6 protein-coding genes and 1 pseudogene are annotated in these 18,727 nt (G+C 47.2%); 3 read left to right on the forward strand and 4 right to left on the reverse strand.

The window, feature by feature from the left end:
- Window positions 1–25: 25 nt before the first annotated feature.
- Together QUA27_RS22045 and QUA27_RS22050 are read right to left on the reverse strand one after the other, a co-directional pair.
- Window positions 26–139: pseudogene (locus tag QUA27_RS22045) on the reverse strand (IS630 family transposase); the annotation flags it as partial.
- Window positions 140–305: 166 nt separating this feature from the next.
- Window positions 306–1,220 (reverse strand): NF038130 family PEP-CTERM protein, encoded by a 915-nt coding sequence (locus QUA27_RS22050; protein ID WP_333070506.1) that lies wholly within the window; start codon window positions 1,218–1,220, stop codon window positions 306–308.
- A 635-nt stretch (window positions 1,221–1,855) separates the two neighbouring features.
- On the opposite strand from QUA27_RS22050, the gene QUA27_RS22055 reads away from it, so the two are divergent.
- From QUA27_RS22055 to QUA27_RS22065, 3 genes are read left to right on the forward strand one after another with little or no spacing between them, the layout of a single operon-like run.
- A complete protein-coding gene (locus tag QUA27_RS22055; RefSeq protein WP_333070508.1) occupies window positions 1,856–5,437 on the forward strand; it encodes a WD40 domain-containing protein in 3,582 nt (1,193 codons plus the stop codon).
- A gap of 27 nt (window positions 5,438–5,464) precedes the next feature.
- Window positions 5,465–9,031 (forward strand): AAA-like domain-containing protein, encoded by a 3,567-nt coding sequence (locus QUA27_RS22060; protein ID WP_333070511.1) that lies wholly within the window; start codon window positions 5,465–5,467, stop codon window positions 9,029–9,031.
- Window positions 9,032–9,058: 27 nt separating this feature from the next.
- Window positions 9,059–12,589 (forward strand): WD40 domain-containing protein, encoded by a 3,531-nt coding sequence (locus QUA27_RS22065; protein WP_333070513.1) that lies wholly within the window; start codon window positions 9,059–9,061, stop codon window positions 12,587–12,589.
- Between the two features lie 245 nt (window positions 12,590–12,834).
- On the opposite strand, the gene QUA27_RS22070 is transcribed toward QUA27_RS22065, so the two are convergent.
- Together QUA27_RS22070 and QUA27_RS22075 are read right to left on the reverse strand one after the other, a co-directional pair.
- Complete coding sequence (locus QUA27_RS22070; RefSeq protein ID WP_333070514.1) at window positions 12,835–16,080, reverse strand: DUF4347 domain-containing protein; 3,246 nt, start codon at window positions 16,078–16,080, stop codon at window positions 12,835–12,837.
- Between the two features lie 781 nt (window positions 16,081–16,861).
- The coding region (locus QUA27_RS22075) for a choice-of-anchor Q domain-containing protein (protein ID WP_333070516.1) at window positions 16,862–18,727 on the reverse strand (1,866 nt) is incomplete at its 5' end.

The raw sequence follows: 18,727 nt of genomic DNA on the forward strand, positions 1-18,727 counted from the left end.
ACCTCCTCAACTCCCGGCAAAATCGAATCGTGTCACGACTAATACCGAATAGAACACTGGCTTCACTAATCTTTAAGCCATCAAGCTTGATGGCTTGGATCACTTTTTGCCGGAGATCGTAACTGTAGGGTTTGGGCATAGGTTTCTATAAGAGCATAGCCGGAGTCAGATTAAGGTCTACTTCCAGTCTATGGCTTAACCGCCTTGGCGGTTGCTATAAAAAAGCCGCAGGTAAATGCAGATGAAAAGTTCATAATCTGCGTTAAACTGCGGTTTCACAACAAAAAGGAGCTTAGTAGAAAAATTTAGGAGGTTTTGCTCCGCTTGCGCTTAGCCGCAAACAAACCACTCGCGCCAAGAGCAAGTCCTAACATCGTGGTGGGTTCTGGTACTGGTTCGACTGTGAGTTCGTAGTTGCCGTTGTGAGAAATTCCGTCGTCTGAGGCTGTCAGTCCCGACCCAGTGGCGCTAAAGCTGTACTTGTATTGAGTCACGCCGCCGTAGGTCACTTTGATGACTTCGCTCGCTTGTAGCCGTTTGGTGCCCAATATCCCCATGACACTAGACGGTAGAGATTTTAGTAATAGTGTTTTTGCATCGAAGTGACCGGCTAAGCCAATCTTAATATTACTGGTAGCGTTGTCCTGATTCACATAAGAAACGTTGGAGTCACTGAATCTTTGGAAGAGGCCTGCATTTAAACCGGTATTGTAGATGGTTGAACCGAATATATTAATCACGCTGCTGAACCCGTTAGCAGCAAAGACATCCTTAAACCATCTGTTAGCGAGGTTATCTGCCCCATAACTGGTGTCATAGGTACCTGTTTTGGTTGTAAACCAGTCTGCCCCATTCAGGCTGCTGAGGATAAGATTCATGCCGAAGAGGGAGCCGGTCAAGCTCGTAATGGGAGCTGTCTTGAAATTGGTAAGACCGACAGGAGAAAAGGGAGTCGTGTACAAGCTCGTTTCGCTATTGGCAAACAGTTCGACGTTCCCACCAGGACTCGCCGCGGAACCTTCTAATACAGTGGGTAAAGAGGCTGAGTCGTCGCGAACCGTTTGATTACCAACTTGTTTGTAGAGCAAGTAGTCAGTGCCGGCGGTTCCAGAAACAGTAGGGTTTGTTAAAGAGGCAGCAAAAGATGAGGCCGCTGTGATTGCGCTCATGCTAGCCACTAATGAAGTGCTCATTAAAAATTTCCACGCTGCCTTTGCCATAATAATACCTCCGAGGGATGACTGTTTGTCTATTGCTATATTTCTAACTCTCTTTTGGGTGTAATTATGTAAAAGTTGGGCTAATTTTTGGTGGGGAAAATGTAAAGATTAGGTAAATCTAGGACTTACGGATTGACAAAAAACATTATCTATGGGTTCTTGAGCGTGCCATCACTGCTAAGGTTCGCCAAAATATACTCACGGACAACTAAAATCACTAGATTCCTTTGGACTTCATAGCAATTGCTAATTATCTTTTTATAGCGAATAACCCCTAATTTGATAAAGGCGTGAAGTGAGCAAAATATGTGAGTCTCGATCGCGAAGGTGTCTCTCACCATGAACCGACAATTTCCACATACTTGTTTGAGGGCTATATGAAAGTTTCAATGCCCCAATGAACATCGTGAATTGCGATCAAATCACTTCGACTTCTCTCTTTAAGCTGGGACGGCTCTGGCAGATATAAAATATAATTTCTATAGTCTTCTTTTTTAAGGTCTTTTCTAAACAACCTTATAAATTCAAATAAATTATTGCAAGCGAGTCATTAATCATTCATCTGCAATCTCTAAAGTGCTTATATGGCAATATTTTTCCGGCTCATTTGACACGATAACAATTAAATATCAATTATGAAAGATTACTCTTACCAAATTGGTGGCAGTCTCACAACTGATGCGCCTACATACGTCCAACGACAAGCAGATCTCGAACTTTATCAAGCCTTAAAACGAGGCGAGTTTTGCTACGTTCTCAATTCCCGGCAAATGGGCAAATCTTCCCTTCTCGTTCGCACCCTGCACCGACTGCAATCAGAAGGATTTCAATGCAGCACGATCGACATGACTCGCATCGGTAGCGAAAACATTACTCCCTTACAGTGGTACAAAGGAATCGTTGGGGATTTATGGCGTGGCTTCCATCTTTTAGGGCAATTTAACTTAAAAACCTGGTGGAAAGAACAAGAAGAAGTTTCTCTCCTGCAAAGATTGAGTCAATTTATTGAAGAGATATTATTAGCGAGATTTCCGGATAATCGAATTATTATATTTGTCGATGAGATTGATAGTGTTTTAAGCTTAGATTTTCCGGTAGATGACTTTTTCGCCTTGATTCGTTATTGTTACAACCAACGAGCGCTTAATCCAGAATACAACCGGATTACCTTCGCGATTTTCGGAGTAGCTACACCCAGCGATTTAATCGCCGATAAAAATCGGACACCTTTTAATATCGGACAAGCAGTAGATTTGCCCGGTTTTTCCTGGGAAGAAGCCTCTCCTTTAACTCAAGGGCTAGAGAGTGTAGTTAGTAATCCCGATGCAATTATCAAAGCAATATTAGCTTGGACTTCGGGGCAACCATTTCTGAGCCAAAAATTGTGTCAATTCATAGCAAGAGCGACGCGAGAATCTCACAGTGACCTGCTGATAATTCCACCGGGAACTGAAGGATTTTTTGTGGAATCTGTCGTGCGATCGCACATCATCCAGAATTGGGAATCTCAAGACGAACCAGAGCATTTAAAGACGATCCGCGATCGCATCCTGAGAAATGAGCAACGTGCTGGAAGACTACTAGGCATCTATCAAAAAATCTTACAAGGAGTGGAAGTACCCACCGATGACTCGCGAGAACAGGTAGAACTATTGCTGTCTGGTTTGGTAGTAAAATACCAGGGTTTTTTACAGGTAAGAAACCAGATTTATCAAGAAGTATTTAACACAAAATGGGTAGAAAAAAATCTCGCTTCCTTGCGTCCATACTCTCAAGCCTTTGATGCTTGGATAACTTCCAAGCAGACCGATAAATCCCGACTGTTGCGCGGAGAGGCATTGAAAAATGCTCAAGCTTGGGCCCAGGGTAAAAGTTTGAGTGACCTAGATTATCAGTTTTTAGGCGCTTCTGAAGAATTAGACCGAAGACAAATGCAGATAGGATTGGAAGCCGAACGGGCTAAAGAAATTCAAGCCAGACTAACAGAAGAACAAAAAAGGTTAGCGGTAGAGAAAAAAAGTTCAAGGCTGCAAAGATTTTTGCTTTTTGTAGTAACAATAGCATTAATTATCGCTTCTGCCTTGGGGCTAGCGGTGTATTTTCAGTATCGGCAAACTGCTGTCAGCGAAATCAAAGCGATCGCCAAATCTTCCGAAGCATTATTCGCCTCAAATCAAAAATTAGACGCATTCATAGAGGCAATCAGAGGAAAGCGACAACTGCAAAAGTTAGGTGCTGTAGACCCAGAGATCGAACGTTCCGTTAAAGAAGCTCTCCATCAAGCTGTTTATGGAGCAGTAGACTATAACCACTTATCGGGGCATAACAATGTGGTTAATGATGTAACTTTCAGCCCTGATGGGGAACTCATAGCCTCAGCTTCTGCCGATAAAACTATCGATCTTTGGGAAAAAGATGGTACAAAACTAGGAATACTTCAAGGGCACAACAATGCAGTTTGGGGAGTCGTATTTAACCCCACAGGGGATCTAATTGCTTCTGGTTCTGGGGATAACACTGTTAAACTTTGGCGCAAAAATACTACAAATTCACCAAACGGAAAGCCGAGTTATAGCTTGTGGCAGACCTTAAAAGGACATACCAATAATATTTCACAAGTCGCGATCGCTCCTAACAACCAGATTATTGCTTCCGCTTCTAAAGATAAAACAGTTAAACTCTGGAATACAGGTGGCAAACTGCTGAGAACTCTCACCGGACATACAGATGAAGTTAACAGCGTCGCCTTTAGCCCGGACAGTCAAACTATTGCATCTGCTTCTAAAGATCAAACCATCAAACTCTGGAATGCAGACGGTAAACTGATCCGAACCCTCACCGGACATACGGATAGAGTTATGAATGTTGCCTATGCGCCCAGCGCAGGCTACGCCAACAGCCCTTCAGAATATCTCATTGCCTCGGCGAGTGCCGATAAAACGGTCAAACTTTGGCACGTTGATGGAACTTTAATTCAAACCCTAACTGGACACAGCGATGCCGTGACCAAAATCGCTTTTAACCCTCAAGGTGGTTTGCTTGCCTCGGCAAGTCTAGACAGAACAGTCAAACTGTGGCAGATTGACGGGACTCTGCTAAAAACCCTGCTAGTCGCCAAGGATGTCGTCTCTGGATTGGCTTGGAGTCCTGACGGGCAAATCTTTGCCTCATCCAGTTGGGATGGCCCGATCGCACTTTGGAAGCTTGATGATAGTTTGCTTAAGACTCTTAACGGACATCAAGCATCAATTTACACCATAAAATTTAGTCCTGATGGTAAGACAATTGCCACGGCCAGTCGTGACAATACCGTTAAACTTTGGCGGCTTGATGGTAGCTTAATTCGCACTTTTCCCAAACAAGCTGATAAAGTTTTCGGAGTAGATTTCAGCCCAAACGGAGACACGATTGCTACAGGCGGTTATGACAGCACTGTTCGATTGTGGCGACTAGATGGAACCTTAATCAAGACTTTTACTGGACATCAAGGTAGAGTCTTCGCCGTTGATTTCCATCCAGATGGACAGTCACTCGCCTCGGCGGGTGAGGATAAAACGGTCAAAGTCTGGAGGATTGACGGCACCCACTTGGCAACTCTCACAGGGCATACCGATCACATTAATGGAGTTGCCTTTAGTCCAGATGGAAAGCTCATTGCCTCTGGTAGTGTGGACGGCACTGTCAAACTTTGGCAGTGGGATAATGCGATCGCATTTGGAAAGCCCAGCTACAAGCTTCTACACACTTTAACAAGCCATCGCCGTCAGGTGGCGGGAGTGGCATTTAGCCCTGATGGCAAAACTCTCGCTTCAGCAGGTATGGATAGCATGGTGAGACTTTGGCGGTTGGATGGTACAGAAATTAGAGCTTTAAAGGGACACAAAAATGGGGTATTCGGAGTGGCATTTAGCCCCGATGGAAAGGCGATCGCCTCAGCAAGTTTTGACGGTACTGTCAAACTTTGGAGGTACGATGGTCAACAGCTTGAAACCTTAAAAGGACATAGCGATGGGGTATTCGGAGTGACATTTAGCCCTGATGGGAAGTTAGTCGCTTCAGCCAGTCAAGATACCACAGCAATTGTGTGGAATCTAGAGCGAATTTTCCAGCTCGATTTCCTCCAGTATGGATGCAATTGGGTCGGAAATTATTTGCGAACAAATGCTGATGTGAAGGAGGAAGATAGACATTTGTGCGATGGTGCGGGCGAGCGCTAAATTATCCGAAACCATGAACTATCAATTATGAAAGATTACTCTTACCAAATTGGCGGCAGTCTCACAACTGATGCGCCTACCTATGTCCAACGACAAGCAGATATCGAACTTTATGAAGCCTTAAAACGAGGCGACTTTTGCTACGTTCTCAATTCCCGGCAAATGGGCAAATCTTCCCTTCTCGTTCGCACCCTGCACCGACTGCAAGCCGAAGGGTTTCAGTGCAGTACCATTGACATGACCCGCATCGGTAGCGAAAACATTACTCCTTTACAGTGGTACAAAGGAATCGTTGGCGATTTGTGGCGCAGTTTCCATCTTGTAGGAAAAGTCAATTTAAAAACCTGGTGGCAAGAACAAGAAGAAGTTTCTCTCCTGCAAAGATTGAGTCAATTTATTGAAGAGATATTATTGGTAAAATTTCCAGATGAGCGAATTATTATATTTGTGGATGAGATTGATAGTATTTTAAGTTTAGATTTTCCGGTAGATGATTTTTTCGCCTTAATTCGTTTCTGCTACAATCAACGAGCTATCAATCCCGAATACAATCGAATTACCTTCGCCCTTTTCGGAGTAGCTACACCCAGCGATTTAATCGCCGATAAAAATCGGACACCTTTTAATATCGGACAAGCGATCGATTTGTCAGGATTTAGCTTAGAAGAAGCGCAACCATTAGCGAAAGGGTTAGAAAAGGTTATAGCCAATTCGCAAGCAGTTCTCAAAGAAATTTTATATTGGACGGGAGGACAGCCATTTTTAACGCAAAAAATATGTGAATTAGTAGTAACAAGGGCGGGGTCAGCCCACAGGGGTGATTTAAAAATACCACCGGGAACCGAGGGGTTTTTTGTGGAATCGTTGGTGAGAGAAAACATCATCAATAAATGGGAATCGCAAGATGAGCCTGAGCATTTAAAGACAATTCGCGATCGCCTTCTCCGCAACGAACAACTCACTGCACGTAGCTTAGGTATCTATCAACACCTCTTACAATCTGGTGAAATTGAAGTGGATGATAGTCGAGAGCAGATCGAACTGCTGCTATCAGGTTTGGTAGTAAAGCAACAAGGTTTTTTAAAGGTCAGCAACCCGATTTATCAAGCAGTGTTTCACCTACAATGGGTAGAAAAACAGTTAGAGCAACTGCGTCCTTACTCCCAAGCTTTCAACGCTTGGATCGCTTCAAAACAAACCGATGAATCGCGATTGTTGCGGGGAAAATCGTTAAAAGACGCTTCCTACTGGGCCCAGGGAAAAAGTTTGAGCGATTTGGATTATCACTTTTTAGCCGCTTCTGGTGAATTAGACAGGCTGGAAGTGCAGCAAGCACTCGAAGCAGCGAGGCTCAGAGAAGTTGAAGCCAGACTCACAGAAGAACACAAGCGGTTAGTTTTAGAGCGAGAGACAGCGAAGCGGCAGCGAAGATTTCTTGGGGCGCTCAGCGGAGCGCTAATAGTGGCGATCGCCTTTGGCATTCTCGCCCTTTGGCAATATCATTACGCCATCACCAGCGAGCAGCAAGCCCGCATCAGCGAAATTCAAGCTCTATCCTCCTCATCTGCAGGGCAATTCGCCTCCCAACAGCGATTAGATGCCCTCGTGAGCGCCATCAAAGCCAGACGCAGGATCGATAGCCTAGCTAATTCAAGCCCCCAGTTGCCCTCTCAAGTTCAACAAGTCCTGCAACAAGCTATCTATGGAACGGCAGAATTCAATCGCCTGTTGGGGCATTCCAGCCCGGTTCTGGCAGTTGATGTCAGCCCAGACGGTCAACTCATCGCCACCGGAGGCGGCGACCAAACAGCCAAGGTCTGGCGACGGGATGGCACCTTGCTGCATACTCTCCAACACACGATCAGCAGCGTCTACGCCCTTCGTTTTAGTCCCGACAGTCAGCGCCTGGTAACATCCAGCGTGGACGGCAACATTTATCTGTGGAGTCGGGAAGGCAAACTGCTCAAAACCTTTCAGGGACACAAGGCTGCGATCTGGGCGATCGCCGTGAGTCCAGACGGTCAGCGCATCGCCTCCGCCAGTGAAGACAGCACCATTCGCCTGTGGAGTGCTGATGGCAAACCACTCAAAACCCTTAGCGGACATCAAGGTGCAGTTTGGGGTATTGCCTTTAGCCCGGATGGAAACCTACTCGCCTCTAGCAGCACAGATCGTACGGTCAAGGTCTGGACTCTAGACGGCCAACTGGTGAGCACTCTGGAAGGCCACAGCGCCACCGTTTGGGACGTTGAGTTCGCTTTACTTGCCGATAATAGCGGCACCAAACGTCCCGCCATCATCTCTGCCAGCGCTGACAACACTGTCAAACTCTGGCAACCCGACGGAACTCTGCTACGAACTCTTAGCGGTCACAGTTCGGAAGTGTTTGAAGTCGCCATCAGTACAGCAGGCGATGTGATTGCTTCCACCAGCGCCGATCAAACCATCAATCTCTGGAAGCCGGACGGGACGCTGTTGAAAGTCCTCAAAGGGCATCAATCGGGAATTAGAGGCGTGACCTTTATTCCCAACAGTCAAATGGTTGTCTCTGCTAGCGACGACAATACCGCTCGACTCTGGAATCCGACAAACCCCTTCTCGAAAGTCCTGTACGGACATGGCGGCACGATTTGGGATGTGGATTTCAGCCCGGACGGTCAAATGCTAGCCTCAGCCGGTTCGGATGGCAGCTTCAAACTGTGGGCGCGAGACGGCACGTTGCTGAAGTCTTTTGCCGGAAACGAGACTGCCGTTCACTCCGTTGCTTTCCTCTCTGGTGCTAGCTTTCTCAAACCTGCGATCGCACCTTTCCTTGCTACCGCTAGTGAAGATAAAACAATTAAATTCTGGCAGTTCGACGGGACGCTACTGAAAACCATAACAGGTCATGAAGCTGGACTTTGGGATATCTCCCCAAGTCCAGATGGTCGGCTACTGGCTTCTGCTAGCAACGATAAAACCGTCAAACTGTGGAACAAAGACGGCACTTTACTGAAAACTTTCACAGGGCATCGGGCTAGGGTTTACGATGTGGACTTTACCCCTGACGGACAGAGGCTGCTTTCAGCTAGTAGCGACAGCACTGCTCGGTTGTGGAGTCTTGACGGTAGGTTTTCCAAGACTCTAGAGGGTCATCGCAGCCCTGTTTGGGAAGTTGCCATCAGTCCAGACGGTCGCACTTTGGCAACTGCCAGCAGGGATGACACGATTAAACTCTGGACGATCGATGGTACGTTGCTCAAAACCATCAAGGGAAATACTAGAGGCATGATGGCGGTTGATTTCAGTCCTGATGGTCTAATGCTGGTGGGCGGAGGCTCAACTGGCGCACTCAAACTCTGGAAAACCGACGGGACAGAAATAACGACGCTAACCGGACATGAAGGGAACGTTTGGGGGGTGGCGTTTAGTCCCGATGGTAAACAAATTGCCTCCGCCGGGGACGATCGCACTGTGATTTTATGGGATCTAGAACGTATTCTCAAACTCGATGAACTGGGTTATGCGTGCGATCGCGTGCGAGATTACCTGCGAACCAACGCCGATGTGAAGGAGGAAGATAGACATTTGTGCGATGCCGTGGGCGATCGCTAAATTATCCGAAACAATTAAATATCAATTATGAAAGATTACTCTTACCAAATTGGTGGCAGTCTCACAACTGATGCGCCTACCTATGTCCAACGACAAGCAGATATCGAACTTTATCAAGCCTTAAAACGAGGCGAGTTTTGCTACGTTCTCAATTCCCGGCAAATGGGCAAATCTTCCCTTCTCGTTCGCACCCTGCACCGACTGCAAGCCGAAGGGTTTCAGTGCAGTACGATCGACATGACCCGCATCGGCAGCGAAAACATTACTCCTTTACAATGGTACAAAGGAATCATTGGCGATTTGTGGCGCAGCTTTAATTTATTAGGAGAAGTGAATTTAAAAACTTGGTGGCAAGAACAAGAAGAAGTTTCTCTCCTGCAAAGATTGAGTCAGTTTATTGAAGATATTTTATTAACCGGATTTGCGGACAATCGAATTATTATATTTGTGGATGAGATTGATAGTATTTTAAGTTTAGATTTTCCGGTAGATGATTTTTTCGCCTTGATTCGTTTCTGCTACAATCAACGAGCTATCAATTCTGAATATACCCGCATTACTTTCGCAATTTTCGGAGTAGCTACACCCAGCGATTTAATCGCCGATAAAAATCGGACACCTTTTAATATCGGACAAGCTATCGATTTAACGGGATTTAGTTTAGCAGAAGCACAGCCCCTAGCCCCAGGATTAGAAAAAGTAGTCAATAATCCGCAAGCAATTCTCAAAGAAATCTTAACTCGGACAGAAGGGCAACCATTCTTAACTCAAAAAATATGCGATTTGCTAGTAAAAACGGTAGGAGAATCTCGTAGCAGCAATTTAAAAATACCACCTGGAACAGAGGGATTTTTTGTGGAATCGATAGTGCGATCGCACATCATCGACAACTGGGAATCCCAAGACGAACCGGAGCATATGAAAACCATCCGCGATCGCATTCTTCGCAACGAACGACGCGCCGGAAGATTGCTCGGAATTTACCAGCAAATATTACAAGGTGTAGAAGTACCTACAGACGACAGTCGAGAGCAAATTGAACTATTGCTATCGGGATTAGTTATCAAGCAGCAAAGTTGTTTACAGGTAAAAAACTGCATTTATCGAGAAGTATTTAATCTCGACTGGGTAGAAAAGCAATTAGGGAAACTGCGCCCCTACTCCCAAGTATTTGATGCTTGGTTGGCATCACAACAAACAGATTCTTCGCGACTGTTGCGAGGACAAGCTTTAAAAGATGCCCAAACTTGGGCGCAGGGAAAAAGCTTGAGCGACTTGGATTATCAGTATATCGCAGCCAGTCAAGAACTAGATAGCCAAGAATTCCAACTGATTCTAGAGGCAGAACGAACTAAAGAAGTAGAAGCGCGATTAAAAGAAGAACAAAGACGATTAATTCAAGAAAAAGAAGCTGCGAAACGCCAAAAAATCTTGCTGTTTGCAGTCAGCGCAGCATTTATTATTGCCTGCGGATTAGGAGTAATAATTTATTTTCAGTATCGCCGTGTAACAGAAAGCGAACGTCAAGCCAGAATTAGTGAAATTCGAGCGCTAGTATCCTCTTCTGAGGGATTGTTTGCCTCAAACCAAAGATTAGACGCCCTGATAGAAGCCATCAAAGCTCAACGAAAATTACAAAGATTAGGATTGGCAGATGCCAGCATCGATCGCACACTTGGAAATGCACTCAGGCAAGCTGTTTATCAAGCAGATGAATACAACCATTTTTCCGGGCATCAAGCGGCTGTGATGACAGTCGATATCAGTCCTGACAGCAAGCTAATTGCCTCGGCAAGCGTAGATAAAACCGTCAAACTTTGGCGGCGAGATGGAACAGAAATTGCCACTCTCAAAGGTCATCAAGCACTCATTCGCAGAGTCAAATTTAGCCCCAACGGTCAGCTAATTGCTTCTGGAGGTGACGATAATAGCGTCAAAATCTGGAAGTTAGACGGCACTTTGCTGAAAACTCTTCCGGGCCACAGTCTTGCCGTGTGGGGAGTTGCTTTTAGTCCTGACGGTCAAATAATTGCCTCTGCAAGTCAGGATAACACTGTGAAACTCTGGAAGTTAGACGGTACTTTATTAAAAACTTTCCCAGCTCGTACTGGTGGTACCCCAACTTCAGTGGCATTTAGTCCCGATGGCAAAATAATTGCATCAACAAGTGGAGACAAAACCATAAAACTTTGGAAGCTTGACGGTACTTTGCTGAGGACGCTTGTAGGTCATACTGCTGTCGTATCTTCAGCGGCGTTTAGTCCCGATGGCAAAATAATTGCATCCACAAGTGGAGACAAAACCATAAAACTTTGGAAGCTTGACGGTACTTTGCTGAGGACGCTTGTAGGTCATACTGCGATCGTATCTTCAGTGGCGTTTAGTCCCGACGGCCAAAAAATCGTATCGGGAAGTCGGGATAAAACTGTCAAAATTTGGAATATCGACGGCACAGAACTGACTACCTTCAGCGGTCACAGCGCGTCGATTTGGGATGTAGCTTGGAGTCCCGACGGCAGCTATATTGCTTCGGCGGGTGCAGAAAACACCGTCAGATTGTGGGAAAGTCAAAATCCCTTACAGACAACTGTTACTGCCCATAAAGGTGCAATTTGGGGAATCGATATCAGTGCTGATAGTTCTACGATCGCTACTTGTAGCGAGGACGGTACAGTTAAACTTTGGAGTCGGGAAGGCAAATTATTGGCCACTTTCACTGGAAAGAACTTGGTACTCTATGGTGTTGGTGTTGCTAGCAGTGCGGATGGCAAGTTATTTGCTGCGACCAGAAACGATAATAAGGTGAATATTTGGGAGCGAAATGGGGAAGCGATCGCAACTTTAACAGGTCATCAAGCTACGGTCTTTACAGTCGCTTTCAGTCCAGACGCTCAAATTATTGCTACGGGAAGTCTAGATAAGACAATTAAGCTTTGGCGGCGCGACGGTACATTATTGCATACCATGACCGGACATAACGCTCCTGTTTGGCAGGTAGCATTTAGTCCCGACGGTCAGTTAGTTGCCTCCGCCGGGGGAGACGGTACAGTAAAGTTGTGGAAGCTTGACGGTAGTTTGGTGAGAACTTTCCGAGGTCACACTGCGGCAGTTTGGAGACTTGCTTTTAACCGTCAAGGTAATATCATCGCTTCTAGCAGTGGAGACAAAACCGTTAAGCTTTGGACAATTGACGGTAAATTACTCAGAACGCTTTCAGGTCACACAGCAGCAGTGTGGGGAGTGAAGTTTAGTCCCGACAGTCAAATTATCGCTTCTGGCGGCGTAGACAACACGGTAAAATTGTGGAAACTCGACGGTACGGAACTAACAACCCTCAGAGGTCACACTGCGGCAATTAGGGGAGTCGCGTACAGTTTTGATGGAAAGTTTGTCGCTTCCGTCGGTGACGATAACACCCTGATTCTGTGGAATGTACCGCGAATTCTCAACCTGGATTTATTAGGTTATGGTTGCGATCGCGTGCGAGATTACCTGCGAACAAATCCGGAAGTGAAGGAGGAGGACAGACATTTGTGCGATCGTATTAAAACGGAATAATATCAAGTCCGCTTTATTAGGAATAATAGATTAATAGGTGTGGGCTAGAGCATTATAAGATTAGAGGATATTTATCATGCTTGGCTACTTTTTATTGAAATATGCTATCATACTAAATCCGGCTTAACTACTCCCTTTATCTCTCAGTCTGCGGAGGCGGACTTCGTTTGTTTAGTAGCGGTTTCCACCGCCGAAGGATACGCAGCACGATCGAGGGTATAGACAAACCGGATTTAGTACAATAACTACAGAGTAATGAAATCGCTAGCGGTGAGAATACCGGGTGTAATACCGTTAAGTTTCGCCAGCACTTGATTGCTAGCCGTCACGCTAATCAAAGTTTGATTGTTGCTAGAAGTAATACTGAGTTGATTGAAACTCAAATCAGTATTCAACCCAATTAAATCCTCTCCCCTGCGGAAATCGGTAATGATATCGCTACCCACACTTTGAGTTAGGAAAAACACATCATTTCCCGAACCGCCTGTCAAAGTATCGTCCCCAAGCTCCCCGGAAAGGAAATCGGAACCGCTGCCACCGCTGAGAATCTCATTACCTTTGCCGCCGTACAGGGTATCGTTACCAATGTCGCCACAAAGCACATCGTTTTCATTGCCGCCGAAGAGCAAGTCGTTGCCCTCACCGCCATCGAGACTGCCGTTTTCTTGGCCCCCGTAAAGCGTGTCATTTCCCAAATCGCCAAAAATCAGGTCTCCTCCTTCATTGCCAAACGCAATATCGTTGCCGTTTCCAGCATTAATTGTGTCATTTCCTAAGTTGCCTAAAATGTAGTCGTCCCCATCTTCACCTAGCAAGATATCGTCATCTTTACCGCCAAAAATGGTGTCGTTGCCAAGACCGCCGGCAACAGTATCATTGGCGATATCTCCCCTCAAAAAGTCCTCGCCATCTCCGCCAACAACAGTGTCATTATCTTTGCCAGCGTAGATGGTATCGTTACCACCGTCGCCTTGGATGAAATCGCTGCCTTCATTGCCGAAGAGCGAGTCGTTATCTGCACCGCCGTCAATGTTGTCATTGCCGCCCATACCGTAGAGAGTATCGTTGCCGGCTTGTCCGTTAATCGACTCGTTGATGCCGCTGCTCATGATGAAATCGGGCTCGTTACCGCCGTTGAGAGTGTGTTGAACGGGGTTGGGAGTAATTGTGGCAGAGTCGAGATCCGGGGCGTTGAGGTCATCCAGCAGGCAATCATCTTTGTCCGGTGTGGGCGTTGGAGTCGGTGCGGGTGTCGGAGTGGGAGTCGGCGCGGGTGTCGGAGTGGGAGTCGGCGCGGGTGTCGGAGTGGGAGTCGGCGCGGGTGTCGGCGTCGGAGTCGGCGCGGGTGTCGGAGTGGGAGTCGGCGCGGGTGTCGGAGTGGGAGTCGGAGTCGGCGTGACTGTAGTGGTGAATTCAAAAGCGCCAATATCCACAATCGCACTTCCGTTATTATCACCATCTTGAGGGCGACTCACACCGCGCTGATCTGCTGCCGGCGCGCCCGCACCAGTACCGGTATCAATTGCCGGACTTCCTGTTAGTAGCGGCAACACAAAAGCGCCGTTAATATTTTCCAAAGGGCCGAGTAAGGGGTCTGCGATCCTCACATTTGCCGTAACATTACTATCATTAGGATCTCCGGTCGTCAGTTTAGCGGGAAATTGAAGATTGTTTCCCCCATCGATGAGCTCCCGTCCAGTGTGCTGCCTAGTTTTAAAAGAATTACTTGCCGTATTCCTATCAAAAATCGAATTCTTGACAGTAATTGGCGATTTCACCGGATCGTTAAAAGTAGCAATACCTCCCGAAAATTCAGCGGTATTCTTAGCAAAAGTCGAATTGACGATGTTAGTCGAAAAGGAATCTCTGTTAGCGACAAGCATTGCTCCGCCCTGCTTAGCAGCGCTGTTGCCGGAAAATGTACTGTTGACAATGCTGATGTTTCCATTCCCTCCCGACCACAAACCGCCCCCATTATCTTCAGCTTGGTTATTAGCAAAAGTGGAGTTTGTTACAGTAAGATCCACATTTCCGTGACGGATTGCGCCTCCCGAACCTCCAACTCCTGCTAGATCCTTAACAGCTTTATTGTTAACAAAAGTGCTATTTTCCAAAACTATCTTATCTTGAAGATAGCCAAATAAAAAGCCTGCTCCTCCTTCTCTCGCTCCGATATTGCCATCAAAAACGCTGTTGCGAATAGCAATAGTTCCGGCAACTGGGCCGGGGGTTGCATTCGGTCCCGAAGCATTAGCCCCATCGACGTAAACTGCCCCGCCAACGCCTTTCTCTGTGCGGTTGCCGGTGAATTTAGAGTTTTCGATCGTCATGCTGCCCAACAGGTTATTAACAGCTCCGCCGTAGCTGCCTTTGTTGTTGGTAAATTCGCTATCTCTGATAGTCAAAACACCGCCGCTTTTAGTGGCGATCGCACCGCCACCGCGTTCGGTATTATCTGCTAGCGAACCGTCATTGCCGCTAAACTTGCTGTTAATTACAGTCGTCGTACTGCGAAAACCCGTGTAAATGCCGCCACCCAAACCGGCAGTATTATTATTGACTTGGCAGTTTTCTAAAGTTAAAGTGCTGCTACCTCCTGTTTGAATGCCACCACCGGCGCTAGTTGCCTCATTATTCGGATCGGTTCCAGAAACTTTGCCGTTGGCAACAATCAGGTTTTTTAGAGTAACATTTGTTGCACCTTCTGTGCGGATTACCCGCGAAGTATTGTTGCCGCTGATGGTTAAATTGGCTGCACCAACAGCATCAATTGTCAAGTTTTTGTTGATAACAAGTTGACCGGAAGTGAGAGTAATTGTTTTGCTGGCAAGACTCGATTCAAATTGAATGGTATCGTCGGCTGCTGCGGACGCGATCGCATTTCTCAAGGAACCGGGCCCGCTATCATTATTGTTGGTAACGGTAATAGTCTTTAAAGTCCCTTGATAATCAGCCATTGCTTCTGGAGTCAAGGCTAGCGGCGCTTCAATATCACCCTTGGCAAACTCCAAATTCCAGTTACCACCGCGACCAGTGCGATCGCTAGATGCCGCAATATCAGCCCCGGTTAACTCGCCCAGGCGATCGACAAAATCGCTTCCCGAACCCGCCGCAACATCGCAACCATAAAGCACAATATCTGCTTTGTCGCTTAGCGCATTTCGCCAATCTTGCAACTGGCTTTCATATTGCGGTAAATTATCCGAATTCAGCGTTGCAGAACCTAGCTGCAAGCTGCCAGAATTGCCGTGAGAAAAAATGTGAACTTGGTCTACAGTTTCCCGAGCAGCAGAAATTGTTTGCAGTTTCGCAGTAATTTGCTCTACTCCGTTACCATTTTTATCTAAAATGATGAGTTCTGCACCGGGAAGCACGCCATCCGCGAGAGTTTGATAGTCATCTAAGTCGGAATAAATGAATACAATAGATTTAGAACCAGCATTGTGGAGAACAGATTGTGAATCCATGTTAGTGGCAAAAGTTGAACTCATTTCGCATACCCATGAGAATGTTTACTATTTGCTGGTAGATTCACCTTGAAAGCAGAAGGCTAGAGATGCAGAAGACAGTAGGCAGAATTAAAACTTCGGTGATCCATGGGATAAATTCAAATTTATTTAGGTAAGAAGTTTTTATCCCTAAGTTTAATCCCCGAAGTGTCTCCATAATCAGCTTTAGCTGTGTGAGAATTGCGAGCTTTTTAGCAATTAAGGGCAGAGGATGTAATGTAAATAGTCCGGGACTGGGAACCTACCTCTATGTTTAGGTTGGCAATGCCCACCATTAGCGATAGAAATAGTGCATCAAACCCTTTGGCTGCCTTGGTAATATCAAATTCATAAAATAATTTTGGCAGGGCCAAAATTATGACAATTACTCTAGCTAGTACCTGATACATTCACCTTAGCTAAAACCAGGAAAATTGCCTAAAACTTTGATTAATTTAACTTTTTTTGTGTTTCAAAAAAAGTTTCCAAAAATCATAAATTTAGTGCCTTAAAAACCTGGCTTTATTCGGGCGCTGCTGATGGCTAGCCAGATCGGGAGTGCAATAAACGGATGTGCCTCATTCTAGGTGGGGGCGATCGGCAATAAACAAGATTTATTACCGATCGCTGTTGAAAAGAATCAGATCGAGCGATCCTCTTCGTTGGCGTAGCCCCCGTAGGAGCGGGCTGCGCTAACGTCATCCACCAAATTTCAGGAGTTTGAGAGCTTTCTTCACTACTTCTAAGCGGGCTGGCTGCTTATAGCACACCCTATCCCAGGCAGTTAGAGTGTTACCTGAGTGAAATCGCTAGCGGTAAGAATACCGGGGGTAATACCGTTAAGCTTCGCCAACAATTGATTGGTGTCCGTCACAGTAATCAAAGTTTGATTGTTGCTGGAAGTAATACTGAGTTGATTAAAACTCAAACCAGAATTTAACCCAATTAAATCCTCTCCCTTGCGGAAATCATTAATGATGTCGCTACCCAAACTTTGAGTTAGGAAAAACACATCATTTCCCGAACCGCCAGTCAAAGTATCGTCCCCAACATCCCCGGAAAGGAAATCGGCACCGCTGCCACCGCTGAGAATATCATTACCTTTGCCGCCGTAGATGGTATCGTTACCGATGTCGCCACAGAGCACATCGTTTTCATTACCACCGAAGAGCAAGTCGTTGCCCTCACCGCCATCGAGACTGTCGTTTTCTTTGCCTCCGTACAACGTGTCATGTCCCTCCTCACCAAAAATCAGGTCTGCACCTTCATTGCCAAAGGCAATATCGTTGCCGTTTCCGGCATTAATTGTGTCATTTCCTAAGTTGCCTAAAATGTAGTCGTCCCCATCTTCACCCAGCAAGATATCGTCATCTTTACCGCCGAAAATGCTGTCGTTGCCAACGCCGCCGGCCACTGTATCATTGCCGAGATCTCCCCTCAACAAGTCGTCGCCCTCACCACCAACAACAGTGTCATTATCTTTGCCAGCGTAGATGGTATCGTTGCCAGCGCCGCCAGAGATGAAATCGCTGCCTCCATTGCCGAAGATTGAGTCGTTATCTGCTGCGCCGTCAATGTTGTCATTGCCGCCCATGCCGTAGAGAGTATCGTTGCCGGCTTGTCCGTTAATTGAGTCGTTGATGCCACCGCCCATGATGAAATCGGTAGTGTCGCCACCGTTGATAGTTTGTTGGACGGGGTTGGGGGTGATACTGACAGGATCTAGTTGCGGGGCGTTGAGGCTATCGAGTAGGCAATCATCTACCGCCGGAGTTGGAGTCGGTGCGGGAGTTGGTGTCGGCGGCGGAGTCGGCGCAGGTGTGGGAGTTGGCGCCGGAGTCGGTGTGGGAGTCGGAGTCGGTTCGGGTGTGGGAGTCGGAGTCGGCGCGGGCGTGGGTGTCGGAGTCGGTTCGGGTGTGGGTGTCGGAGTCGGTTCGGGTGTGGGTGTCGGAGTCTCAGTCGGAGTCGGCGCGGGCGTAGGAGTTGGCGCCGGTGTCGGTGTGGGAGTCGGAGTCGGCGCGGGCGTGGGTGTCGGCGCCGGTGTCGGTGTGGGAGTCGGAGTCGGTTCGGGTGTGGGTGTCGGTGTGGGAGTTGGAGTCGGCGCGGGCGTCGGGGTTGGCGCCGGTGTCGGTGTGGGAGTTGGAGTCGGCGCGGGCGTAGGAGTTGGCGCCGGTGTCGGTGTGGGAGTCGGAGTCGGTTCCGGTGTCGGAGTTGGAGTCGGTGTGGGAGTCGGAGTTGGCGCCGGAGTCGGTGTCGGAGTCGGTGTCGGCGCCGGCGTCGGAGTTGGTGCCGGAGTTGGAGTTGGCACTGGGACGACACTACCTCCCAATTCAAAAGAGCCGCTGTCGACGATCGCACCTGGAATGCTGTCGCCATCTTGAGGGCGAGTCACGCCGCGCTGATCCGTAGCGGGTGCGCCCGTAGCAATCCCTTTATCAATTGCCGGACTTCCTGTCAGCAGTGGCCTGACTAAAGCGCCGTTGAGGTTTTGCAAAGGGCCAAGTAAGGGGTCTGCGATCGTAATACTTGCCGTCGCATTGAAATCGCTTCCGTCATTGGGGTTTTTGGCCGGCCACTGAAAATTCCCTCCTCCATCGCTATATTGGGCGGTGACGTGTTGCTGAATGCCCCAAGGGTTTCCTCCGTTAGC

Source organism: Microcoleus harperi Pol14_C6 (assembly GCF_036701295.1).
Classification (GTDB): domain Bacteria; phylum Cyanobacteriota; class Cyanobacteriia; order Cyanobacteriales; family Microcoleaceae; genus Microcoleus.